At 70.1% G+C, this 24,038-nt stretch carries 20 protein-coding genes and 1 pseudogene; 7 read left to right on the top strand and 14 right to left on the bottom strand.

The window, feature by feature from the left end:
* The 4 genes from VBO01S_RS16120 to VBO01S_RS16105 all read left to right on the top strand — a co-directional run.
* On the top strand, positions 1–1,254 hold a 1,254-nt coding region (locus VBO01S_RS16120), incomplete at its 5' end, for a protein-disulfide reductase DsbD family protein (protein ID WP_174543669.1).
* A 126-nt stretch (positions 1,255–1,380) separates the two neighbouring features.
* Positions 1,381–2,073, top strand: coding sequence for a redoxin domain-containing protein (locus VBO01S_RS16115; protein WP_174250269.1), 693 nt, complete (start codon positions 1,381–1,383; stop codon positions 2,071–2,073).
* 128 nt (positions 2,074–2,201) lie between these two features.
* Complete coding sequence (locus tag VBO01S_RS16110) at positions 2,202–3,509, top strand: MFS transporter (protein WP_062476252.1); 1,308 nt, start codon at positions 2,202–2,204, stop codon at positions 3,507–3,509.
* Between the two features lie 152 nt (positions 3,510–3,661).
* Positions 3,662–4,642 carry an AraC-like ligand-binding domain-containing protein gene (locus tag VBO01S_RS16105; RefSeq protein WP_062476249.1) on the top strand — a complete coding sequence of 327 codons (981 nt, stop codon included), beginning with the start codon at positions 3,662–3,664 and terminating at the stop codon, positions 4,640–4,642.
* Here the strand turns inward: VBO01S_RS16105 and VBO01S_RS16100 are convergent.
* Together VBO01S_RS16100 and VBO01S_RS16095 are read right to left on the bottom strand one after the other, a co-directional pair.
* A complete protein-coding gene (locus VBO01S_RS16100; protein ID WP_062476246.1) occupies positions 4,639–5,934 on the bottom strand; it encodes a hypothetical protein in 1,296 nt (431 codons plus the stop codon). The two genes, VBO01S_RS16105 and VBO01S_RS16100, sit on opposite strands and share 4 nt — an antisense overlap.
* Before the next feature lie 4 nt (positions 5,935–5,938).
* Complete coding sequence (locus tag VBO01S_RS16095) at positions 5,939–6,928, bottom strand: tripartite tricarboxylate transporter substrate binding protein (RefSeq protein ID WP_062476243.1); 990 nt, start codon at positions 6,926–6,928, stop codon at positions 5,939–5,941.
* A gap of 163 nt (positions 6,929–7,091) precedes the next feature.
* Here VBO01S_RS16095 and VBO01S_RS16090 point away from each other — a divergent pair, with 163 nt between their 5' ends.
* Positions 7,092–8,024 carry a LysR substrate-binding domain-containing protein gene (locus tag VBO01S_RS16090; protein WP_062476240.1) on the top strand — a complete coding sequence of 311 codons (933 nt, stop codon included), beginning with the start codon at positions 7,092–7,094 and terminating at the stop codon, positions 8,022–8,024.
* Here VBO01S_RS16090 and VBO01S_RS16085 read toward each other — a convergent pair.
* From VBO01S_RS16085 to VBO01S_RS16040, 10 genes and pseudogenes are all read right to left on the bottom strand, one after another.
* Positions 8,021–8,728, bottom strand: coding sequence for an ABC transporter ATP-binding protein (locus tag VBO01S_RS16085; RefSeq protein WP_062476237.1), 708 nt, complete (start codon positions 8,726–8,728; stop codon positions 8,021–8,023). The genes VBO01S_RS16090 and VBO01S_RS16085 overlap by 4 nt on opposite strands.
* A gap of 7 nt (positions 8,729–8,735) precedes the next feature.
* On the bottom strand, positions 8,736–9,443 hold the full coding sequence (locus tag VBO01S_RS16080; RefSeq protein ID WP_062476234.1) for an ABC transporter ATP-binding protein: 708 nt from the start codon (positions 9,441–9,443) through the stop codon (positions 8,736–8,738).
* On the bottom strand, positions 9,440–10,510 hold the full coding sequence (locus tag VBO01S_RS16075; RefSeq protein ID WP_082818163.1) for a branched-chain amino acid ABC transporter permease: 1,071 nt from the start codon (positions 10,508–10,510) through the stop codon (positions 9,440–9,442). The genes VBO01S_RS16080 and VBO01S_RS16075 overlap by 4 nt, the downstream gene beginning before the upstream one ends.
* Positions 10,507–11,376, bottom strand: coding sequence for a branched-chain amino acid ABC transporter permease (locus VBO01S_RS16070; RefSeq protein WP_062476232.1), 870 nt, complete (start codon positions 11,374–11,376; stop codon positions 10,507–10,509). Before VBO01S_RS16070 ends, VBO01S_RS16075 begins: the two co-directional genes overlap by 4 nt.
* Before the next feature lie 12 nt (positions 11,377–11,388).
* Complete coding sequence (locus tag VBO01S_RS16065; protein WP_062476229.1) at positions 11,389–12,654, bottom strand: ABC transporter substrate-binding protein; 1,266 nt, start codon at positions 12,652–12,654, stop codon at positions 11,389–11,391.
* A gap of 42 nt (positions 12,655–12,696) precedes the next feature.
* A complete protein-coding gene (locus VBO01S_RS16060; protein ID WP_062476221.1) occupies positions 12,697–14,199 on the bottom strand; it encodes an aldehyde dehydrogenase family protein in 1,503 nt (500 codons plus the stop codon).
* A gap of 37 nt (positions 14,200–14,236) precedes the next feature.
* Positions 14,237–14,629, bottom strand: a complete 393-nt coding sequence (locus VBO01S_RS16055) for a nuclear transport factor 2 family protein (RefSeq protein WP_062476218.1) — start codon at positions 14,627–14,629, stop codon at positions 14,237–14,239.
* Positions 14,630–14,656: 27 nt separating this feature from the next.
* The gene (locus tag VBO01S_RS16050; protein WP_062476216.1) at positions 14,657–15,457 is read right to left on the bottom strand and encodes a MoaF C-terminal domain-containing protein; all 801 of its coding nucleotides are present in this window, start codon (positions 15,455–15,457) and stop codon (positions 14,657–14,659) included.
* Between the two features lie 17 nt (positions 15,458–15,474).
* On the bottom strand, positions 15,475–16,281 hold the full coding sequence (locus VBO01S_RS16045; protein ID WP_062476213.1) for an SDR family NAD(P)-dependent oxidoreductase: 807 nt from the start codon (positions 16,279–16,281) through the stop codon (positions 15,475–15,477).
* Between the two features lie 79 nt (positions 16,282–16,360).
* Positions 16,361–17,953: pseudogene (locus VBO01S_RS16040) on the bottom strand (GMC family oxidoreductase); the annotation flags it as partial.
* A 143-nt stretch (positions 17,954–18,096) separates the two neighbouring features.
* On the opposite strand from VBO01S_RS16040, the gene hemE reads away from it, so the two are divergent.
* Complete coding sequence (hemE, locus tag VBO01S_RS16035; RefSeq protein ID WP_062476208.1) at positions 18,097–19,206, top strand: uroporphyrinogen decarboxylase; 1,110 nt, start codon at positions 18,097–18,099, stop codon at positions 19,204–19,206.
* 480 nt (positions 19,207–19,686) lie between these two features.
* Positions 19,687–21,768, top strand: a complete 2,082-nt coding sequence (priA, locus tag VBO01S_RS16030) for a replication restart helicase PriA (RefSeq protein ID WP_455755310.1) — start codon at positions 19,687–19,689, stop codon at positions 21,766–21,768.
* A 24-nt stretch (positions 21,769–21,792) separates the two neighbouring features.
* On the opposite strand, the gene VBO01S_RS16025 is transcribed toward priA, so the two are convergent.
* Together VBO01S_RS16025 and VBO01S_RS16020 are read right to left on the bottom strand one after the other, a co-directional pair.
* Positions 21,793–23,382, bottom strand: coding sequence for a S41 family peptidase (locus tag VBO01S_RS16025; RefSeq protein WP_062476202.1), 1,590 nt, complete (start codon positions 23,380–23,382; stop codon positions 21,793–21,795).
* 163 nt (positions 23,383–23,545) lie between these two features.
* A complete protein-coding gene (locus VBO01S_RS16020) occupies positions 23,546–23,755 on the bottom strand; it encodes a hypothetical protein (protein ID WP_062476199.1) in 210 nt (69 codons plus the stop codon).
* Positions 23,756–24,038 lie beyond the last annotated feature (283 nt).

The following is a 24,038-nucleotide window of genomic DNA, read 5'->3' as shown; positions in this document are numbered from 1 at the left end:
CAGGCGGCGGCCCCTGCTGCCGCTGCGCAGGCCCAGCCCGCCGGCACCTTCATGGTCGCCCTGCTCGGCGCGCTGCTCGGCGGCCTGCTGCTCAACCTCATGCCCTGCGTGTTCCCGATCCTCGCGATCAAGGTGCTGGGCTTCGCGCGGCAGGCCGGCAACGCCAGCGCGCACCGCAAGGCCGGGCTGGCCTACACGGGCGGCGTGATGCTGTCGTTCCTCGCGCTGGGCGGCGCCATGCTGGCGCTGCGCGCGGCCGGCGCGCAGCTCGGCTGGGGCTTCCAGCTGCAGTCGCCCGGCGTGGTGGCGGCGCTGGCGGCGCTCTTCACCCTGCTCGGCCTGAACCTGGCCGGCGTGTTCGAGTTCGGCCGCGCCGCGCCGCAGTCGGTGTGCAGCGCGCAGGCCAAGCATCCGCTGGCCAACGACTTCCTTTCCGGCGTGCTCGCCGTGGTGATCGCCTCGCCCTGCACCGCACCGTTCATGGGCGCCTCGCTCGGCTTTGCCATCGGCCTGCCGGCGGCCCAGGCGCTGCTGCTGTTCGCCGCGCTGGGCCTCGGCCTGGCGCTGCCCTACCTGGTGGCGGGCTTCGTGCCGGCCGTGGCGCGCCTGCTGCCCAAGCCGGGCCCGTGGATGCACACGCTGCGCCGCCTGCTGGCCTTCCCGATGTTCGCGACCGTGGCCTGGCTGGTCTGGGTGCTGGGCCAGCAAAGCGGCATCGACGGCGCGGGCACCCTGCTCGCGTTGCTGGTGTGCCTGGCCGCCGTGGTCTGGGCGCTCACGCTGACCGGACGCACGCGCGTCGTCATCGCCACCCTGATGATCGCCTTCACCGCCGTGCTGGCCGGCACCATCGGCCGCAACATCGTGCAGGTGCCCGAGCCGACGGCCAAGCTGGCTTCAGCGCCGAACGACGGCGAACGCTGGCAGCCGTGGTCGGCCCAGCGCGTGAGCGACATGGCGGCCGCGGGCCGGCCCGTGTTCATCGACTTCACCGCCGCCTGGTGCGTGACCTGCCAGTACAACAAGAAAAGCACGCTGGCCGACGCCGAGGTGCTCGCCGACTTCGACACGAAGCAGGTCGCCATGCTGCGCGCCGACTGGACCCGCCGCGACCCCGCCATCACCGCCGCACTCACCGCGCTGGGCCGCAGCGGCGTGCCCGTGTACGTGCTGCAGGCGCCGGGCAAGGCGCCCGTCGTGCTGACCGAAATCCTCAGCAAAGACGAGGTGCGCGCCGCGTTGGCAGCGCTTTGAGCGCCGATGCGGTGAATTGAAACGAGATGACAACGCCGCTGTCATGGGTTGTCACACGCACTTGAAGAAACCGTTCTAAGCTGCAGTTGTTGTTTGGAATTTTGTTTTTTGGAGTTCAAGCTGGCCATGACGCTCTCGCCCACTGTCGACTCACGCTCCCTTCGCGCCGCGCGCCAGGCGCGCGCCGCCCTCAGCCGTGCTTCCCGCCGCGCCGTCGTGGCCGCCGCCGTCGCGCTGGGTGCCACCTTCCTCATGGGCACCAACGCCTTCGCCGCGCCCGCCGTGGGCCAGCAGGCACCCGACTTCGTGGCCGTCGACACCACCGGCGCCAAGCACAAGCTGTCCGACTTCGCGGGCAAGTTCGTGGTGCTCGAATGGACCAACCCCGGCTGCCCCTTCGTGCGCAAGCACTACGGCAGCGGCAACATGCCGGCCACGCAGAAGGCGGCCACCGACAAGGGCGTGGTCTGGCTCGCGATCAACTCCACCGAGCGCGCCGCCAGCGACTACCTGAAGGCCGACGCACTCGACGCCTGGATGAAGTCGCAAAAAGCCGCGCCGACCGCCGTGCTGATGGACGAAGACGGCGTGATCGGCCAAGTCTACGGCGCGCGCACCACGCCCCACATCTTCATCATCGACCCCAAGGGCACGCTGGTGTATGCCGGCGGCATCGACAGCATCGCCTCGGCGCGCGTGGACGACATCAAGACCGCCACCAACTACGTGAACCAGGCGCTGGGCGAGGTGACCGGCGGAAAACCGGTGTCGATGGCGAGCACGCGGCCGTACGGGTGTTCGATCAAGTACAAGAGTTGATGCGTGTGCACGCGCCGCCCACTGCGCGGCGCGCTGCATTGACAGCTACCTGACTCCCCCCGTCAGGTCCCGGTCGGGAACCCCGACCTACCCTTGGGCCCACAACACCGCCCCAGGGGACACACACCATGACTTCCGCGCCTGCCAACGCGCATTCCTCCTCGAAATTCGCCACCGTCCTGCGCGTGACCGGCGGCAACTTCATGGAAATGTTCGACTTCTTCCTGTTCGGCTTCTACGCCACGCAGATCTCGAAGGCCTTCTTCCCCGCGGGCAACGAGTTCGCGTCGCTGATGCTGACCTTCATGACCTTCGGCGCGGGCTTCCTGATGCGGCCGCTGGGCGCGATCTTTCTCGGTGCGTACGTCGACCGCGTGGGCCGCCGCCAGGGGCTGATCGTCACGCTCGCGCTGATGGCCGTCGGCACGCTGCTCATCGCCTGCGTGCCCAGCTACGCGACCATCGGCGTCATCGCGCCGCTGCTGGTGCTGGTCGGACGGCTGCTGCAGGGCTTCTCGGCCGGCGTGGAGCTGGGCGGCGTGTCGGTGTACCTGTCGGAAATGGCCACGCCGGGGCGCAAGGGCTTCTACGTGAGCTGGCAGTCGGCCAGCCAGCAGGTGGCGATCGTCGTCGCCGCCGCGCTCGGCTACTGGCTCAACGTGACCTTCACGCCGCAGGAGATCGGCGACTTCTACTGGCGCATTCCCTTCTTCGTCGGCTGCCTGATCGTGCCGGCGCTGTTCATCATCCGCCGCTCGCTGCAGGAGACCGAGGAGTTCATGGCGCGCAAGCACCGCCCCGACGCGCGCGAGATCTTCCGCTCGATGGTGGCCAACTGGGGCCTCGTGGTCGCCGGGATGATGCTGGTGTCGATGACCACCGTGTCGTTCTACCTGATCACCGTCTACACGCCCACCTTCGGCAAGGCCGTGCTGCACCTGAGCACCACCGACGCGCTCATCGTCACGCTGTGCGTGGCCATTTCCAACTTCTTCTGGCTGCCGGTCATGGGTTCGCTGTCGGACCGCGTGGGGCGCAAGCCGCTGCTCGTGCTGTTCACCGTGCTGACCATCCTCACGGCCTACCCGTCGCTCAAGTGGCTGGTCGGCGCGCCGAGCTTCGCGCGCATGCTCGAGGTGGAGCTGTGGCTGTCGTTCCTGTACGCCAGCTACAACGGCGCGATGGTGGTGGCGCTCACCGAGGTGATGCCGGTCAGCGTGCGCACCGCCGGCTTCTCGCTGGCCTACAGCCTCGCCACGGCCCTGTTCGGCGGCTTCACGCCGGCGATTGCCACGGGCCTGATCGAAATGACCGGCGACAAGGGCGCGCCCGGCCTGTGGATGACGGCCGCCGCGGCCTGCGGGCTGATCGCGACGCTCGCGCTGTACCGCCGCAATGTCGACCCGGCCGACGCGGGCCGTGTGCCCGTCGTCTGAGGAGGTGTGAACCGCGGGCATTGACCCAGCGCGCACCGGCCGTTGACCGGGAGCGCACCGCCCCCCCCGCCCCGGGTGGAAGTACCGATGATGGCGCGCGCCGACCTGCCTATCCTGCACCAGCGCTTCCGGCGCCCCCTGGGAACCACGGCATGAACGCACACCACTTCAGCACCCGGCTCGAACACCCGGCCGACCGGCAGGCCTGCTGGGGCCGCATCAACGAGTCGTACTTCGGCGCGCTGCGCGTGCAGTGCCTCGACCCCGGCCCGTTCGACGCGCGCATGGACGCCTACGAGCTCGGGCCGCTGGGCATGTTCATGATCGAGGCGCCCTCGCACCGCGTGGCGCGGCCCGACACGCACCGCGAGATCGCGCTCGACGAGCACTACAAGCTGGTGCTGCAGCTGGAAGGCCACGGCCACATCTCGCAGCGCGACCGCGAGTTCCACCTGCACCCGGGCGACTGGAGCCTGTACGACCCGCGCGTGCCCTACGCCATCACCAACCCCGAGCGCTCGCGCCTGCTGGCCATCACGATCCCGCGCCAGCAGTTCAAGGGCATGAAGATGCCCGACCTGCACACCTGCGAGGCCCACACGCCGGCCATGCAGGGGCTGTACGCGGTGCTCGGTTCGTTCCTCACCTCGCTGGCCGACCAGCTGCCGTCGCTGCCCAACGCCGTCGGCCGCTCGGTCAGCGACACCGTGCTGGGCCTGCTGGCCTCCACGCTCGCCACGCACGCCGACGAACAGTTCGGCGCGCAGCCGCTGCCCGGCGTGCTGAAGGCGCGCGTGAAGCAGTTCGTGCACGCGCACCTGGCCGACCCGGCCCTGTCGCTCGACCTCATCGCGCAGCAGCTGCGCTGCTCCAAGCGCTACCTGCACCGCGTGTTCGAGGACGAAGACCAGACGCTCGACCGCTTCATCTGGCAGATGCGCCTGGAGCGCTGCAGCGAGGCGCTGCGCCAGGCCGCGGGCGGCCGCGCCTCGGTGTCCGAGATCGCCTTCGCCTGGGGCTTCAACAGCAGCGCGCATTTCTGCCGCGTGTTCAAGGCGCAGTACGGCGTGTCGCCGCGCGAGTTCCAGCGGCGCGAGGCGCAGCAGGCGGCGTCGCCAGCGCTGACGCACTAGGCGCCCACGATCCCCGACACGTCGACGATGTACATCTGCCGCTGCGATTCGTGCACGGAGTCGATGCACACCTGCCGTCCGTCGCGGCGCCAGCGTGGGTGCAGGTCGCACCGGTTCTCCTTGCTCAGCGCCGGCGTGGCGTAGAAGCTGCCCAGGTCGTGGCGACGGCCGGTGGCCATGTCGAACAGGAACAGCACGCGCTCGTGCGTGCGGGCGTCGGGATAGGTGTCGCTCAGCAGCCAGCGCGTGTTCACCGGCGAGAAGGTCATGTGGCCGTTTTCCACCAGCACGCCGTCGCCGATCACGCGGACCTCCCCGCCCACCCGGTCGTGGTACAGGTGGTAGTGGATCTTTCCGGCGTGCGGACCCCACACGATGATGTGTTCGTCGTCCTGCCACAGCGGGTGCGAGATCTGGTACTCGGACTTCTCGTAGTCGAAGGTGCCCACGGCCGTCGGGTCGAAGTCGTCCGCCAGCTGCGGCAGCGGGTGGTCGGAGCACTCCAGCAGGCGCAGGTCGGAGCCGTCGGGGTTCATCGTGAGCAGGCGATGCAGGAAGCAGGTCTCGTCCTCGACGCGCTCGGTCCAGCGGTGCAGGAACAGCACGCGCGACGACGACGGGTTGACCTCGATGTGGCTCACCCAGTGGATCGCCTTATCCATCGACGCGCGCGGATGAAACCGGCGCAGGTCCTCGTAGCTCAGCAGCAGCCGCGCCGTGCCCGTGGCCAAGTCGGTCGCGTGGATGCCATCGTCGGCCGGTGCCAGCGGCAGCTCGAACGGCCCGCCGGCCTCGCTGTAGCCGATGGTGCGGTGCGTGATGTACAGGCGCCGGTAGTCCACGCTCAAGGCCCAGCGGCTGTCGGGCGCCACCACGTAGATCGGCAAGGGCAGCAGGCGCTTCGCGCCGGTGTCGACGTCGAGCACGGTGGCGCCGAAGCCGGGGTAGAACGCATCGGCATCGCCGGTGCGGCTGTTGTAGACCAGCTGGCGGCCCGGTGCGCCGTCGAGCCACTGCAGCTGGCTGCCCATCTGCCAGTTCCATGCGGTGGTGTCGCCCACCGCGTGGAAGCGGTCGTTGTCCTGGAGGTCGAAGTAGCCGATGCGTGCTGCCGCCGTCGGCGTGAGTTCGGCGTCCATCCAGGGCACCTGCTGCGCCAGCAGGTAGCGCCCGCTGCGGTCCCAGGCGCTCTTGTTGTAGTAGCCGAAGAAATGGTGCTGCGCGCCATCGCCCACGCGGCGGCAGGGCACGGGCGCGAGGCGGGGTTGCTCAAGAAGTGGGTTCAACGACATGGGCTCACTCCGCGGCGATGCGGCCTTGCTGGATCACCTTGTCCCAGCGCAGCTTCTCGGCAGCGATGAAGCGCGTCGCGGCGTCGCGCGTGTTGGCCACCGGCGTCATGCCCTGCTCCGACAGGCCCTGGCGGAACTCCGGCGCGGCGACGATCTTTCGGATGTCGGCATTGAGCTTGTCGGCAATGGCGTCGGGCACCTTGGCGCTGACCGCCACCGTGGTCCACGAGGTGGCCTCGAAAGCCGGGAAGCCGGACTCGATCGCGGTCGGCACTTCGGGCAGTGCCGGCAGGCGGGCCTTGCCGGTCACGGCCAGCGCCTTGAGCTTGCCGCCGCGAATGTGGGCCAGCGTGGTCGGCGGGTTCTCGAACATCAGCTGGATCTGCCCCGCCAGCAGGTCGTTCAGCGCGGCCGTGCTGCCCTTGTAGGGCACGTGCACGATCGGTGCGTTGGCCGTGAGCTTGAACAGCTCGCCGATCATGTGCACCGACGAGCCCACGCCGGCCGAGCCGAAGTTGATGGTGTCCGGCTGCTTGCGCGCCAGCGCCACCAGCTGCTTCAGGTCGTTGGCGGGCAGCGCGGGGTTGGCGACCACGACGTGCGGCATTTCGGCCAGCACCGTGACCACCTTCAGGTCGGTCGCGGGGTCGTAGCTCAGCTTCTTGAACACGCCGTAGGTCGCGTGCAGCCCGATGGAGCCGAGCAGCAGCGTGTAGCCGTCGGCCGGTGCATCGGCCACGAACTTGCCGCCGATGTGCCCGCCGGCGCCGGGCTTGTTGTCGACCACCACGGACTGCTTGTACAGCTTGCCCAGCCGGTCGGCCAGCATGCGGGCCTGCACGTCGGAGCTGCCGCCGGCGGTGAAGGGCACCACGAGCCGGATCATCCGGTCGGGGTAGGCCTGTGGCTGCGATGCCTGCGACATCGAAGCGACGCCCAGGGCCAGTGCGAGAAGGCCAAGGCCGGCGGCCCTGCGGGGCCATTGCTGTGTCATGCGTCTTCCTTGCTGTGCGCCGCGACGGCGCGATGGAGGGGGTGGATAGGGCGCAGTCTAGGAACGCAGCATCATTCTGAAAAATTCATTTTCATTCACAGGCTATGCAGAAAAGATATGCCATGCTTTCTGCCTTGCACCGTGCAGCCCCAGGAGCCCCCGCATGTCGCGCCCGTTGAACTTCCGCCAGATCGAGGCCTTCCGCGCCGTGATGCAGACCGGCACCACCACCGCCGCGGCGGCCCTGCTGCACACCACGCAGCCCTCCGTGAGCCGCCTGCTCTCGCAGATCCAGCATGCCACCGGGCTCAAGCTGTTCGACATCCACAAGGGCCGGCTGCGTCCCACGCACGAGGCACGCCAGCTGTTCGACACGGTGCAGCGCCACTTCCTGGGCCTGGACCGCATCGAGCAGAGCGTGGCGGTGCTGCGCAAGTCGGGCGCGGGCTCGCTGCGCGTAGGCTGCACGCCGGCGCTCGGGCTCGGTGTGATGCCGCAGGTGATCCATGCCTTCTCGCGGCTGCACCCCGAGGTGCACGTCAACCTGCAGACCGTCGGCACGCACGCCTTGCGCGAAGGCCTGCTCTACGGCCTGTACGACGTCGCGCTCAGCACCGCCGCCTTCCACGAGCCGCAGCTCGACGCGGTCAGCCTGCACAAGGCCAGCGCGGTGTGCGTCGTGCATCCCGGGCATGCGCTGGCGCACCGCGACGCCATCCACGTGCGCGACCTGAAGCAGCAGGTGCTGCTCACGCTGAATGCCGACGACGAGATCCACCAGCAGTTCCAGCGCACGCTGCAGCAGCACCGCATCGAATGCGCCGCCACGGTCGAGACCACCTACTCGGTCACCATCTGCATGATGGCGGCGCAGGGCACCGGCGTCGGCATCGTCAACCCCTACGTGGCTTCGGTGTTCGCGCGCGACCTGAAGATCCTGCCGCTGTCGCCGCGCTGCCCCGTCGAGGTGTCGATGGCGTTCTCGCCGCAGTCGGCGCCGTCGGCCATCGCCGAGGAGTTCACCGCGCGGCTGCGCGACCACTTCCAGGCCTTCGTGATGCCCACCGCACGGAAGGCGCAGAAGGAGCGCGCCTAGGCCGCCGCGAGATAGCTGCTGTGCAGGATCTCCGGCCGGCTGCGCAGTTCTTCCGACGAGCCCGCGAACGCCATGCGCCCGCGCTCCAGCACATAGGCGCGGCTCGACACGGCCAGCGCCACGGTCGTGAACTGCTCGATCAGCAGCACGCCCACGCCCTCGCGCGCGACCTGCTGCACCACCTCGACCAGCCGCTTGACCACCGCGGGTGCGAGCCCCAGCGAGAGTTCGTCGATGGCCAGGTAGCGCGGCTTGCCGATGAGCGCCTGCGCGATGCAGACCATCTGCTTCTGTCCGCCCGACAGCGAACGCGCGGGCAGCGCGAGCTTCACGCGCAGCTCGGGGAACACGCCGAGCACGCGCTCGACCGCATCGGCCACCGTGGCCGCGGGCAGCGCGGTCGCGGCGGCGCGCAGGTTGTCGAGCACCGACAACTCGCCGAGCACGCGATGCCCTTCCGGCACCACCGCCACGCCCAGCGCGCGCACGCGCTCGGGCCGCTGCCCGTGCAGCGCGTGGCCCTCGACCTCGATGCGCCCGCCCGTGAGCGGCAGCACGCCGCCGATGGCCATCACGGTGCTCGACTTGCCCGCGCCGTTGGCGCCCAGCAGCGCCGTCACCTCGCCCGGCGGCACCTGCAGGTCGATGCCGTGCAGCACGGCCTTGCCGCCGCGTTGCAGGCGCAGATCGGTCACGTTCAGCATGGGGTGGTCACTCCGTTCCCAGATAGGCCTTGCGCACGGCCGGGTCGTCGAGCACCTCGCGCGTCGGGCCGAGCGCGAGGCGGCGGCCGAAGTCGAGCACCAGGGTCTGCGTGCAGGTTGCGGCGATCAGGTCGACGTCGTGGTCGATGAGCAGCACCTGCGCGCCGCAGAAGGTGTGCACCGCGCCGATCGTGCGGCGCAGCACGCCGGCCTCCTGCTCGGTGAGGCCGGCGCCGGGCTCGTCGAGCAGCAGCAGCTTGGGCGCGCCGACCAGCGACTTCGCGAGTTCGAGCATGCGGCGCTGGAACAGGTTGAGGCGGTGCCCCATGACGGTCGCCACGTCGAGCAGACCCGTGTGCGACAGCGCGCGCGCCACCTGCGCTGTGGCCTCGCCGCGCGCGTGCGGCACGTGGTCGAGCAGCGCGCGCACGTTGTCCCACACGCTGAGGTCTTCCACCACCTGCTCGGTCTGGAACGAGCGGCGCAGGCCGAAGCGCACGCGCGCGATGGGCTTCAGGCCCAGCAGGTCGGTGCCGTCCACCGCCACGCGGCCGGCGCTGGGCGACACGAGGCCGCTCAGCACGTTGACCAGCGTGGTCTTGCCCGCGCCGTTCGGCCCGATCAGGCCGCACACGGGCGCGTCGAGCCGCGCCGTGAGCGCGTCGATGGCCTTGACGCCGCCGAAGGCGACGGTGAGATCGTCGATGCGGATCATGGCGCGGCGTCCTTGTCCTTCGATGCAGAAAACCGCTTGCGCACCGCCTCGAACACGCCCATCAGCTGCCCCGCGATGCCGCTCGGCGCGGTGATGAGCGCATGCAGCAGCGCCACGCCGAAGAAGATCATCGCGAGGTAGCCGTTGACGCCGAAGTCGGTCAGCAAGGCCGGCACCGCGCGCAGCAGCAGCCCCGCGATGAGCGCGCCGGCCCAGTGGTACACGCCGCCCACCACCGTGAGCGCGAACAGCATCACCGATTCGCCCGCCGTGAAGGCGCGCCCGTCGAGCTGCCCCACGCCGCCCGCGAGCAGCGCACCGGCCACGCCGGCGCAGAAGCCCGCGAGCCCGAAGGCCCAGGTCTGGTAGCGCAGGATGTTCACGCCGGCCGCCACCGCCGCCGCCTCGCCACGCCGGATCAGCGCCCACGAGCGGCCCGCGCGCGTGCGCCGGTGCAGCTCGATCAGCGCCAGCACCGCCGCCAGCCACACGGCGACGTAGCGGAAGTACGCGGCGTCGGACAGCGCCAGCGCGGGCCGCGGCATCATCAGCCGCTCGCTGCCGAACACGCGGCCCAGCCAGCCCGCGCCGCCATCGGGAAAGCCCGTCACGTTGACGACCACCTGGAAGCCGCCCGCCATCATCATCGTGACGAGCGCCAGGTACAGCCCCTTGAGCCGCAGCGCCGGCAGGCCCGCGAGCATGCCCACGACGCACGACAGCAACCCACCCGCGAGCACCGACAGCTCGAAGGGCCAGCCCAGCCCGTGCCCCGCGCGCAGCGCGACCCAGCCGCCCGCGCCGAGCAGCGCGTACTGGCACAGCGACACCAGCCCGAGCTGGCCATAGAGCAGCGCCACGCCGGCCGCCGCGACCGACAGCGCGAGCGACGAGGTGAGCGTCTTGATCCAGTACGCGTTCGCGAACCACGGCACGGCCCAGCCGATCAGCAGCACGCAGGCCACCATGAGCACGAGCGAGCGGCGGGCGCGGCGCGTGGCCTGCGCCAGGGCTGCGGGTGCGACGTCGGACGCGGGCATGGCGCCTTCGAGGATCGACGCGTTCATGCCGACCGCGTCCCCGCGCGGTAGAAGACGATCATCGCCAGCGCGATGAGGAACGGCGTGGCGGTGCGAAAGGCCGCGAAGCCCGGCACCGTGATCGCCAGCGCCTCCAGCACGCCGATCGCGATGCCGCCCGCCACGGTCGCCGGCAGCGAATGCAGGCGGCCGATGATGGCGGCGGCAAAGGCCGGAATCACCAGAAAGGTCAGCAGCGTGGCCTGCAGCCGCACGATGTTGGCCAGCAGCAACCCGCACACACCCGCGAAGGCGCCGCTCAATATCCACGCCACCGTGTCGACGCCGAGCACGCGGATGCCGAGCAACGCGCTCAGGTCGCGGTCGTTGGCCAGCGCGCGCATCTTCAGACCCACGCGCGTCTTCGACAGCAGCAGGCCGACGCCGCCCATCATCAGCACCGCCAGCGCCAGGCCGAGCGCACGCGTGTGCGTGAGCCGCACCTCGACCTCGCCCAGCACGAATTCGAGCGCGCCGCCGTCGGTCGGCAGCACGAGGCGGCGCGGCTGCTCGCCCCAGGTCCATTCGGTAAAACCCACCACCACGAGCGCGAAGCCCAGCGTGGCGATGCTGCGGATGGTCGGGTCGCGGTGCGACAGGCGCGGCGCCAAGAGGCGCCCGTAGGCCAGCGACAGCGCCATGGCCGCGAGCACCGCCGCGCACCACGCCAGGCCCTGCGGCCAGTCGGCTTCGAGCAGCGTCCAGGCCACGTAGGCACCGAGCGCGCCGATGGCCCCGAAGGCGAAGTTCAGCACGCCCGACGAGCGATAGAGCACCACCAGCCCCACGCCCGAGAGCGCGTACACCGCGCCCAGGCCCAGGCCCGAGATGACGAAAGGCAGGTAGTCCTCCATGGCCCGGCGCGCTTACTTCAGGCCCATCTTCTGCTCGTCGGCACGGATGTCGACCAGCTCCGGGTCGTCCGCCGTGAGGCAGCCGCCGGGCGCGAAGCGCCAGCCGTTGCCGTCGGGGCTGGCCATGGGCCCGCTGTTGTTGGCGTTGTGGCGGTTGCCGCTGCCCACGTAGAAGGGCTTGCACAGGATGTCGCTGCGGAAGTCGCTCACCTTGCGCAGCGCATCGGTCACGCTGGCGCGGTCTATCTTCTTCGGGTCCATCTTCAGCATCGCCTGCGTGGCCAGGCGCGCGGCCAGGTAGCCGGCCTGCGAGAAGGTGTCGCGCGGGTCGCTCTTGGCACCGTGCTTGTCCATCACGGCGAGCCAGTTCTTGTTGTCGGGCCCGGCCGATTCGAGCGGGTTGAATTCGAGGTTGACGTCGAAGTTGCCCTTCCAGTACGGCCCGATGGCCTTGGGCACGTCGACGTTGTAGGCCGGCGCGGCCGACACGAAGTGGATCTTCTTGCCCAGGTTCTGCTGCTCGGCCGCGGCCAGCATCGGCACCAGGATGCCCTTGGGCACGTTCATGATGATGGTATCGGGCTTCTTCGCGGCGGCCTGCAGCATGGTCGAGGTGGCGTCGGCCGAGCCGGGGTCGATGGTGAGGGTCTCGACCGTCACGCCGTTCTTCCTGCCCCATTCCTTCGGCCCCTCGCAGGCCCAGTTGCCCAGGCTCGGGATGTTCGGAATGATGCAGACCATCTTCTTCGCCTTGTACTTCTGCGCGGCGTACATCGCGGCGATGGTGGCCGACACGCGCGGCCCCGCATTCACCGGCACGTAGTTGCGTGCGTTGAAGCACTCGCGCGGCACGCCGGTGCCGGCGATGACCATCACGCCCTCGTCGGCGTACATCTTGGCGTTGGCGCCGCACTCCACGAAGCTGGTGCTGCCCACGAGCGCGACCACCTTGCGGTCTTTCACGAGCTTGGAGGCCACCTGCGCGGCCGTCTCGGGGTTCCACTGGTCGTCGAGCACGAGGTAGTCGACCGGCCGGCCGTGGATGCCGCCGTTGGCGTTGACGCACTTGAAGTACGCGGCCGCCGCCTGGCCCGAGGCGCTGAAGTCGTCGGGGCCGGTCTTGCCGACCACCGCGCCGATGGGAATGGGCTCGCCCGTGGCGGGCTTGCCGGTGTTGAGGCCGCAGTCGGGGCTGGCCTGCGCCCAGGCGCCGCTGAAGCCGGCGAGGCCCAGCGCGCCGGCAACGGCCGACAGCGCGATTCGTCTTTTGCTTTGCATGAGGTGTCTCCTTCTTTCTTGGTGATCGAAACCGGGGCGGGGCTACACCGCCATGCACACGCTCTTGAGTTCGGTGAAGCTCTCCACCGCCGCGCGCCCGAGGTCGCGCCCGCTGCCCGACTGCTTCACGCCACCCAGCGGCAGCGCGTTGTCGAGCACGTTGTGCGCGTTGACCCAGACCACGCCCGCCTGCAGGCGCGGCACGATGCGGTGCACGGCCGAGAGGTCGTTCGACCAGACGCTGGCCGCCAGGCCGTAGGCGCTGTCGTTGGCCAGGCGCACTGCCTCATCGACATCGTCGAAGGGCACCACGGTTGCGACCGGGCCGAACACTTCCTCGCGCGCGATGCGCATCGACGGCTGCGCATCGACGAACACGGTGGGCTGCACGAAGCAGCCGCCGTCGAAGGCCTGACGCCCGCCGGTGACCAGCGTGGCGCCCTCGGCCACGGCACCGTCGATGTGCGCCATCACGCGCGCCAGGTGGCGCTTGGACACCAGCGGCCCGAACTGCGCCTTCGGGTCGAAGCCCGAGCCGATGTGCAGGCCCTCGGCCGCCTGCGCGAGCCGGCGCACCACCTCGTCGAACAGGTTGCGCTGCACGTACACGCGCGAGCCTGCCGTGCACACCTGGCCCTGGTGAAAGAAGATGCCGTTGGCCGCGCCCTGCGCCGCCGCCACGGGGTCGGCGTCGCCGAGCACGATGAGCGGCGACTTGCCGCCCAGCTCCAGCGTGAAGCGCGCCATGCTGTCGACGGCCGCGTGGCCGATGTGCCGGCCCACCGCCGTCGAACCGGTGAAGCTGATCTTGCGGACGTCCGGGTGCGCCGCGAGCGCCGCGCCGGCCGTGGCGCCGCGCCCGCACACCACGTTGAGCGCGCCCGGCGGAAAGCCCGCCTCCAGCGCCAGCTCGGCCAGCCGCAGCGCGGTGAGCGGTGTTTCTTCCGAGGGCTTGAGCACCACGGTGCAGCCGGCCGCGAGCGCGGGCGCCACCTTCCACAGCGCGATGGCGAGCGGAAAGTTCCACGGCACGATGGCCGCGACCACGCCCACCGGCTCGCGCCGCGTGTACGTGACCCACTGCGCACCGGGGATGCCGATGGAGTTGTCGAGCGTCTGGCCTTCGAGCTTGGTGGCCCAGCCCGCCATGTAGCGCACGAACTCCGCGCCCGCGCCCACGTCGACCATGCGCGCGATGCCGCGCAGCTTGCCGCTTTGCAGGGTTTCGAGCGCGCTGAGCTCGTCGGCGTGCGACTCGATGAGCGTCGAGAGCGTGTACAGCATGCGCTCGCGGTCGGCCGGGCGCAGCGACTTCCACGCGGCACTCTCGAAGGTGCGGCGCGCGCCGGCGACGGCGGCGTGCACGTCGTCCGCGTCGCTGTCGGGCGCCTCGGCCACGGTCATCTCGGTGGCCGGGTCGACCACCGGCAGGTACTGCCCGTTGCGGGGCACGACCTCGTGGCCGTCGATGTGGTTGCCGCGGCGGCGCTGCGCCAGCAGGCCCACCTGGCCGAGGTGTTCGATCGACAGGTCGCGCAGATTCATGGGCGGGCTCCGTGAAGGGGTGCGAAAGAAAGAGGCGTCACGGCTGCATGGCGCGCGCGACGAGCAGCGTGTCGGTGAACTGCTCGAAGCGCCGCACCTTTCCGCCCTGCACCTGCCACACATGCGTGACGCGGGCCTGCATCGGCTTGCCGGTTTTGCGGTGACGCGCGTGGTAGTCGCCGATGCCGACCACGGTGTCGCCGCCGTCGACCAGCCGCTCGAGCACGAAGCGGTAGCCCTCCCACTCGGCGCCGAGCACCTGGAAGACCTTCTCGACCACCTGCGCGGGGCCGACGTGCGTGCCGGCGCAGGGAAAGCCGGCCATCTCGGTCCACTGCACGTCGTTGGCCACGTCGGCGAACATCGCGGCGAGGTCGTGGCGGTCGGAGGCGGCGTAGTGGTCGGCCACGATCTGGTAAGGGGTGCGCATGACAAAAGCTCCTGGACAACGGTGAGGTCAGACGGGCCCGAACTCGGGCGGGTAGAAGGTCTGCGAGGCCTTGCGCATGAAGGCGCCGGCGGGGTTGTTGGCGATCGCGCCGGTGCCGGTGAGCCCGAGGAACTTGCCGGTCGAGCGGCCGCTCGCGAAGTCGAAGAAGAACACCGATGCGACCGGAATCAGGAACTCGCGGAAGGTGAAGACGTACTGGTCGTCGTCGAACTTCCAGTAGCTCGCGAGATCGACGTCGCCGTGGCCGCGCTGCACGCCCACGAGGCACTGCCACGCATAGCGCTCGGCGCTCAGGTAGGTGTGCTCGTAGGTGTGGTTGGGGCTGTAGGTCTGCCAGGTACGCAGGCCGATGAGGTCGCGCGTGGCGTGCGGTGCACTCCCCGTTGCAGTGCCGCCTTCGAGCGTGCCGGGCCAGAAGTCCTGCGGTACGCGCGGCTGGCCCGCGGCCTCGTCGGCGCCGATGATGCGGCAGCGGATCGCGAGCACGCGGGCCGTGCGCGTGTTGAGGACCACGGTCAGCGCCTCGCTCGGGCGGCTGGCCTGCGTGATGTCGAGGAAGAAGGTGTCGGGCGCGACCTCGATGGCCTCGTACCAGTCGCCCTTGCCTTCGCCGCCGCGTGCGCCGTCTTCGTGCCAGTCGAGCGTGTGCTGCGCGCGCGGCTGCAGCGTGAGCTGGAAGCCGGGCAGCGCGAGCCGCAGCGTCTGGCCGGCGAGTGCGTCGGTGACAGGCAGGCGGTTGGTTGCGATGCCGAGGGCGAACTGGTCGTAGGTCTTCCAGTCGGCGGGCTTGGTGGTGTCGGTGCTCATGGATTGCTTCCTTCTTCTCAGGCGTCGTGCGCGAAGGCGATGGTGGGCAGGTCGACCGCGGACGCACCGCCATCGACCATCAGCGAACTGCCGCTGACCATCGCGGCCAGCGGCGAGGCGAGGAACAGCACGGCATTCGCCACGTCGTCGGGGCTGGCGGCGCGGCCCATCGGCACGTCGCGCGTGACGAGGGCGTAGGCCGCGTCGGCATCGGGCAGGCGGTATTTGTCGACGAGCACCTGCATCTGCTCGTCGGCCATCTCGGTGCGCACCCAGCCGGGGCACACGGCGTTCACGCGCACGCCCTGTTGGCCATAGTCGCGCGCCAGCGAACGCACGAGGCCGATGAGCGCGTGCTTCATGGTCACGTAGCCGACCACGCCCGGCCCCGCGAAGTGGCCCGCGAGCGACGAGAGCACGACGATGTTGCCGCGCCGCGCGATGAGCTCGGGCAGCAGCTCGCGCGCGCAGACGAAGGCGGTGTCGAGGTTCAGGCGCGTGGACAGCGCCCACGAGGCGTCGTCTGTCGACAGCGCGTCGCCCACGCCGTGGCCGCCCGCGTTGGCGACCAGCACGTCGACACCGCCGAAGCGTTCGCGCGCGGCGGCCAGGGCGCGCTGCACGTCGGCGGTGCTGGCCGCGTCGCCCGCCACCGCGAGCCCGCCGAGCCTCGTCGCCACCGCTTCGAGTTGCGCGAGGCGCCGCCCCATCAGCACCACGCGGCCGCCCGCCGCGACGAACTGCGCGGCCACCGCCGCACCGATGCCGGTGCCGCCGCCGGTGATGAAGGCGACCTTGCCGGTCATGGAATTCGGGGAACTCATTCGCTGTGTCTCCTGGTTGGGAAGGACTCTAGGTTTCAGTGCGCTTCGGCTATTGACCGACCGTGCAATCTCAGTTGCCTGACAGCGCGAAGTCCGCGCAGCGCTCGGCCAGCATCACGGTCGGCGCGTTGGTGTTGCCGCTGACGAGCGAAGGCATCACCGAGGCGTCGCACACGCGCAGCCTGGCCACGCCGTGCACGCGCATGCGCGCATCGACCACGGCCATGGCGTCGCGGCCCATTCGGCAGGTGCCGCTCGGGTGGTAGACGGTCTTGGCGCGCTCACGCACGTAGGCCTCGAGGGCCTCGTCGGACATGTCGTCGGCGGCTGACGGCGCCAGCTCTTCGGACACCACCTCGCGCAGCGCCGGCGCGCGCAGGATGCGGCGCGCCAGCTTCACGCCGCGCACCAGCGTGTCGACGTCGGCCTGCGCCTGCAGGTAGCCGCCGTCGAACAGGATCGGCGCCATCGGATCGGTGCTGCGCAGCGCCACGCGCCCGCGCGACTGCGGGCGCAGGAAGCAGGGGTTGATCGACAGGCCGTGGCCGGCCAGCGGTTCGCGGTCGACGTCGCCCACGAGCACGGGCAGCACATGGAACTGCAGGTCGGGCCGGCCTTCGCCGGTGGTGTCGACGAAGCCGCCGCTCTCGACCACGTTCGAGGTGAGCAGGCCGGAGCCGAACATCATCCATTGCAGGCCGTGCTTCAGCGCCGCCAGGCCGCGGTCGTTGCCCAGCAGGCTCACGGGCTCGCGCGTGCGGCCGTAGACCGACACCTCCAGGTGGTCCTGGAAGTTCTCGCCCACGCCGGGCAGGTCTTTCACCACCGGCAGGCCCAGCGCCTGCAGCTGCGCGCCGGGGCCGATGCCCGAGAGCAGCAGCAGCTTGGGCGAGGCGAGCGCGCCGGCCGAGAGGATCACTTCGTCGCGCGCGGTGGCGACCACCTCTTCGCCGCTGCCGTTGCGGCCCGTGCGGTAGACCACGCCGGTGGCCGCGCCGTCCTGCGTGAGCACGCGCAGCACGTGCGCGCCCGTCACCACGGTGAGCTTCGGGTCGTCGCGCACGGCCGCGAGGTAGGTGGCGGCGGTGCTCGCGCGCCGGCCTTCGAAGGTGGTGGTCTGGTAGAAGCCGACGCCGGCCTGAGCGGCGCCGTTGAAGTCGTCGTTGTAGGCCAGGCCGCTTTGCTGCGCGGCGCGCAGGAAGGCCAGGCTCAGCGGATGGCGAAAGCGCGTGTCGCTCACCTTCAGCGGCCCGTTCGTGCCGTGCAGCTCGCAGGCGAAGCGCGCGTTGCCCTCGGCCTTGCGGAACCACGGCAGCACGTCGCGCCAGCCCCAGCCTTCGCAGCCCTGCGCCTCCCAGCCGTCGTAGTCGGCGGGCGTGCCGCGCACGTAGACCATGGCGTTGACCGAGCTGCCGCCGCCCAGCGTGCGGCCCTGCGGCACGAACATCCGGCGGCCGGCGGCGGCGGGCTGCGGCTCGCTCTCGTAGGCCCAGGTGCGCTCGGTGCCGATCACGCGCACGAAGGTGGCGGGCATGTGGATGAAGCGGTCGTCGTCGGGCGGGCCCGCCTCCAGCAGCAGCACGCGGCGCCCGGCGCGCACCAGCCGGTGCGCCAGCACGCAGCCGGCCGAGCCGGCGCCCACCACCACCACATCGAAAACCTGCTGCGCCATGTCCGTTCCAGACTGAAGTTGTTGTCGGGAACGGATGCTCGCGGCTGGCGCGCGCCCTGGCGCATCGGGGCGGGTTGATGCAACGCAAAGTGCGCTGTGGGTCAACTGACGGCGAACGCGGGGGGCCCTGCGACAATCGGGCCATGCCTTTCGCCCCTTTGCAAAACGACACCTTCCTGCGGGCCTGCTGGCGCCAGGCCACCGATCACACGCCCGTCTGGCTCATGCGCCAGGCCGGCCGCTACCTCCCTGAATACGTTGCCACGCGCGCCAAGGCCGGCAGCTTCATGGGGCTGGCCACCAACACCGACTACGCCACCGAGGTCACGCTGCAGCCGCTGGCGCGCTACCCGCTCGACGCCGCCATCCTGTTCTCAGACATCCTCACGGTGCCCGACGCGATGGGCCTGGGCCTGTCGTTCGAGGCCGGCGAAGGCCCGCGCTTTGCGCGCCCGGTGCGCGACGAAGCGGCCGTGGCCGCGCTCGAAGTGCCCGACCTGGACAAGCTGCGCTACGTGTTCGACGCCGTGGGCTCGATCCGCAAGGCGCTGAACGGCCGCGTGCCGCTGATCGGCTTCTCGGGCAGCCCGTGGACGCTGGCCTGCTACATGGTCGAAGGTGCGGGCTCGAGCGACTACCGCCTCGTGAAAAGCATGCTGTACGGCCGCCCCGACCTGATGCACCGCATCCTCGCGGTCAATGCCGACTCGGTGGCCGCGTACCTCAATGCGCAGATCGACGCCGGCGCGCAGGCCGTGATGATCTTCGACAGCTGGGGCGGCGTGCTCGCCGACGGCGCGTTCCACGAATTCAGCCTGGCCTACACCGCGCGCGTGCTCGCCGGCCTGAAGCGCCACGGCCCCGACGGCCAGCCGGTGCCGCGCATCGTCTTCACCAAGGGCGGCGGCCTGTGGCTGGGCGCCATGCGCGCGCTCGACTGCGAAGTGCTCGGCGTCGACTGGACCGTGAACCTGGCCGCCGCGCGCCGCCTCGTGGCCGAAGGCACCGAGGACAAGGCCAAGGCGATCCAGGGCAACATCGACCCGAACGTGCTGTTCGCCCCGCCCGCGGCCATCGAGGCCGAGGTCGGCAAGGTGCTGCAGGCCTTCGGCAAGCCCCACACCGACCGCACCACGGCAGGCCCGACGCACATCTTCAACCTGGGCCACGGCATCAGCCAGTTCACGCCGCCCGACCACGTCGCGGCGCTGGTCCAGGCGGTGCACGACCAGTCGCGCGCGCTGCGCGCTTGAGCTGACAAATGTGAACTGCCGACCGCCCGGTTGGCAGACTCAGCGCCCCCCTGAAAGCCAGTCGTCCGGCGTTTGTCAAGCCCTAAAACGGCCCCGGACGCCCGACTTATGCACAAAACGCGTGTTGCACTGCGCAAGATTATCTGAGGGGCCGTTGGTTCTGCTCCTAAACCAATAGCGACGCTAAGTGGTTGATTTATATAGGTTTTGATTTTTGCTTTTTTTACAGGCATTCCAGCGGAAGCCTTGAAAATCAAGGCTTCGGCGACTATCCAGCCGTCTTGTCAACAAAGTTATCCACAGAAACTCTGGATGACCGCCAAAGCGCTGTGAAATCAACAACTTAAGCGGTCTTGCTCCAAAACGCATTAACAAACCTTGCCAAAAAGGACGCCCAGCCCCTCCACCGAATCGCCGCCCGAAGCCGGCGCGCCGACGGTCACATCCGCCACAAACGTCTCCTGCCCCTGGCGACTCGACATCGCGGTGCAGACGCCCGCGCATGCCGCGCTGGGTGACCTGCTGAGCTACGCTGGCGCCGAACCGCTGGTGCCGGGCACGCTGGTGCGGGTGCCGCTGGGCAAGCGCGAGGTGCTGGGCGTGGTCTGGAACGAGCCGACCTCGCTGGAGGGCGCCGAGCCCGACATGGCGCTCAAGCCCGTGGGCGCCGCGCTCGACGCGCTCGCGCCGCTGGGCGAGGCCTGGCGCGACCTGGTGGCGTTTGCCGGGCGCTACTACCAGCGCTCGATCGGCGAGATCGCGCTGGCCGCCCTGCCGCCGCAGCTGCGCGACCTGAGCACGACCCAACTGGCGCGCCGGCTCAAGCGCAAGACCACGGCCGGCCCGGTGGCCGAGACGGCCGAATCCGCGAACCTGATCGCGCTCTCCGACGAACAGTCGGCCGCGCTGGCCCGCATCGAGGCCGGCACCGGCACCTTTTTGCTGGTAGGCAGCACCGGCAGCGGCAAGACCGAGGTCTACCTGCGCTGCGTGGCCGACCTGCTGGCGCGCGACCCCGAGGCGCAGGCGCTGGTGATGGTGCCCGAGATCAACCTCACGCCGCAGCTCGAGGCCCGCTTCAAGGCGCGCTTCGGCGACGAGGCCGTGGTGTCGCTGCACAGCGGCATGACGAACCCCCAGCGGCTGGCGAGCTGGCTGGCGGCGCACAGCGGCGCCGCGCGCATCGTGCTGGGCACGCGCATGGCGGTGTTCGCGTCGATCCCGGGGCTGAAGCTCATCGTGGTCGACGAGGAGCACGACCCGAGCTACAAGCAGCAGGAAGGTGCGCGCTACTCGGCGCGCGACCTCGCCGTGTGGCGCGGCCAGCGCGAAAAGGCCAAGGTGATCCTGGGCTCGGCCACGCCCTCGCTCGAGAGCTGGCACCAGAGCCGGCCGCCCGAGGGCGACGACCCGGGCGGGCGCTATGTGCGGCTGGCCATGCCTTCGCGCATCGGCGCGGGCGCGCTGCCAGCCGTGCGGCTGGTGGACATGAACCTGCAGCCGCCGAAGACGGTGATCTCGGGCGCGCTGCTCGACGCCATCGGCCAGCGCATCGCGCGCGGCGAGCAGAGCATGATCTTCCTGAACCGGCGCGGCTATGCGCCGGTGCTGGCCTGCGGCGACTGCGGCTGGAAGAGCGAATGCCCGCACTGCAGCGCCTACCGCGTGTTCCACAAGATCGACCGCACGCTGCGCTGCCACCACTGCGGCTTCACCGAGCGCGTGCCGCGCGCCTGCCCGGCCTGCGGCAACCCCGACATCGCGCCCGTGGGCCGCGGCACCGAGCGGCTCGAGGAGCACCTGGCCGAGCTGTTCGCGGGCGTGAAGCATGCGGACGGCAGCGCGGTGCGCATCGCGCGCATCGACGCCGACAGCACCAAGAAGCAGGGCGCGCTCGAATCGCAACTCGCCGCCGTGCATGCGGGCGAGGTCGACGTGCTCGTGGGCACGCAGATGATCGCCAAGGGCCACGACTTCCGCCGCATCACGCTGGTGGCCGCCGTGAACCCCGACGGTGCGCTGTTCTCCAGCGACTTCCGCGCGCCCGAGCGCTTGTTCAGCCTCTTGATGCAGTCGGCCGGCCGCGCGGGCCGCGACGCCGCCTACCTCGCGGCGCAAGGCGCTAAGGCCGAGATGTGGATCCAGACGCACCACGCGCCGCACCCGCTGTTCGCGGCGCTGCGCCGGCACGACTACGAAGCCTTCGCCAAGCAGCAGTTGGAGGAACGCCAGGCCGCCGCCATGCCGCCGTTCGCGTTCCAGGCGCTGGTGCGCGCCGACGCGCGCGAGCAGGCGGTGGCGCAGGGCTTCCTGAACCTCGCGGCCGACCAGGCCGAGGCGCTGCCCGGCGCCGACCTGGTCACGCGCTACCCGGCCGTGCCGCTGGCGATCCAGCGCGTGGCGAACGTGGAGCGCGCGCAGATGCTCATCGAAAGCCCCTCACGCGCCGCGCTGCAGCGCCTGCTGGCCGCCTGGCAGCCGCTGCTGCACGAACTGCGGCGCACGCCCGAAGGCAAGGGCGTGATCCGCTGGCTGGTGGACGTGGACCCGCACAGCATCTGAGCGGCGCGTGCGCCTGCGCCTGCTTCAGCGCGGACGCAGGATGCGGTTGCGCAGGCCTTCGGGCTTGTGCAGCAAGGGCGCGGCAGGGCCGGCGACGGCACGCTTGGCGAAGCGCCCGGCGGGTACGGCGGGGCAGTGGCCAGTGCGCTGATGCGCGAGCGCGGCGGCCAGACGCGCCTCGTCCTGATCGCCAAGTGCATGGCCGAAATCGTCGGGCACGAAGCAGGTGGGCGCGATGCCGTCCGGGTAGTCGCCGAAGCCCTTGGCATTCACGCCCTGGAACTGCACGCTGAAATAGGTGGTGCCGCAGTTGTCCTCGGGATAGAAGCCGTAGGGCTTGCCGCAGGTGGTGTCGCCGATCTGGATCACGTCGATGTCGATGCCGCGCAGGCCGTTGATGAACGCCTCGCTGGCCGAGCAGGTGTCGGGGCCCGTGAGCACGTAGACGCGTCGCAGGTCGAGGCTGGGCAGCGGAAGGGGCGGGTCGATGGGAGAAAGAAAGCCCAGGGTGGTGGCCCAGAACGGCGTGGGCGCGAGCGTGTCGCCAGTCACCGGATCGCGCTCGGTGTGCTTGTTGTTGAACCGCACGGTCTCGAAGGTCTTGCCACGCGTCTGCGTCTCGCCGGCGACCATGAAGCCCAGTTGGCTGGCCAGGTCCAGATAGCCGCCGCCGTTGTAGCGCAGGTCGACGACCAGCTCGGTGGCCCGCTGCGCGCGCAGCCACTCCATGGCGGCCTTCAGTTGCAGTTCCGCCGTGCCGATGTGGTCGTTGAATTGCAGGTAGCCGACCGTGCGGCCCTCGTTCGGGAGCGTCTTGACGTTCTGGACGGGGGTCGAGACCACCGGCGCCGCCGTCAGCGTGATGTCGCGCGGGGTCCGGCTACCCGCATCGAGAACGGTGAAGCGCGTGGGTGTCCCCGACACGGGCGAAAAGATCGCTGCATTGAGGGCATCGATGCCTGCCTGTGTGTCGTTGTTCACCAGATCGATGCCGTTGACCTGGAGCACCTGGGCGCCGCGCGGCAGGCCGGCGCCCGTCGTGGCCGCGGGAGAGCCGGGCTCCACGTACGCCACGCGCAGATCGCGCGGCGGGGAGAGGGCAAAGAAAGCCCACTGCGCGCCGTATCCGACGGACGAGCCGGCGCCCGAGAGCGCATTCCACTCCTCGGTGGTGTAGGTGAAATGGAACTGGTCCTTGTCCCTGCCCGAAGGCGTCACGGCGTGGGTCTTGAGCAGGTCGAAATAGTCGGCCGTGGCGTAGCGCGCGGGGTCCAGGTCCGGGACCTCGTCGTACCAGAGATAGGTGTCGTTGACCCACGCGCGCAGCCAGTTGTTCTCGTCGAGCGTGCGGCCGGTCTTGTCGGCGAAGGGCTTGCCGTCGTAGTCGGTGCCGGTGCGCGGCGCCGCGCAGCGGTCCTTGTAGAGGCTCGCGGTCCGGAACACGCCCTCGACCCAGGGCGCGTTGCGCAGGGCATCGCCGTCGTCGGGCACGTCGGGCGGCGTCGTGGGTGGGGTGGTGGTGACGGGGGGCGTGGTGCCCGTGCCGCTGTTCGGCAGGAAGCCGACGCCAGAGCCGCCGTCCCCCCCGCCGCCGCAGGCGACGAGCACGGCCATCGGAACGGCCAGCAGCAGAAGACGGGCGAAACGAAAACGTGGGGAGAAAAGAGGCACGGCGAGATTCCTGGAGGGCGGTAAGGCGCCGCCATCCTAGGAAGCTCTGCGTCGTTGCGCATTGGACCAAAGTCCTAGGCGCTGCACGAACGCGCCGCGCCGGTCGTCAGTGGTAGCCGGTGGGCTCCTTGCCCATGTCGACGTAGCGCAGCTCGTTGTGCCGTCGCCGCGCAATGCTGTTCGGCCAGGCGAACACGACGAGGCTCAGCGCGGCCAGCGCGAGCGCGGCGCCCGTGCCGATCGTGCCGGCATGCCAGAACCAGCCCACCGCAGCGAGCCAGGCCAACCACATCAGGATGCGAACCAGTATTGCCATCGCGCGCCCCACTTGGACCCTTCACACCTTGGACTCGGAACCACTGTAGCAGTGCAACTGCATACGCAAGCATTCATCTGAAGAGATAACGCACGGTATGCCTTTAGACATGCCCTGGGATTACCCCGAAATAATCTGCAAAAAGAGTTGACGGTACCCCCGCCCTTGCACAAGCTGTGCCTGTGCGGTTCCATCGCTGGGTCCGCGGTGTTTCGTGCCCGCTCGCTTGATGCAAAGGTCGCCGTGAAATCGTCGTCTCTTCTGGCTGGGGTTGCTGTGGCTG

Source organism: Variovorax boronicumulans NBRC 103145 (assembly GCF_001591345.1).
In the GTDB taxonomy this organism is placed as follows: Bacteria; Pseudomonadota; Gammaproteobacteria; order Burkholderiales; family Burkholderiaceae_C; genus Variovorax; species Variovorax boronicumulans.
This window is presented reverse-complemented; position numbering and strand designations above follow the sequence as displayed.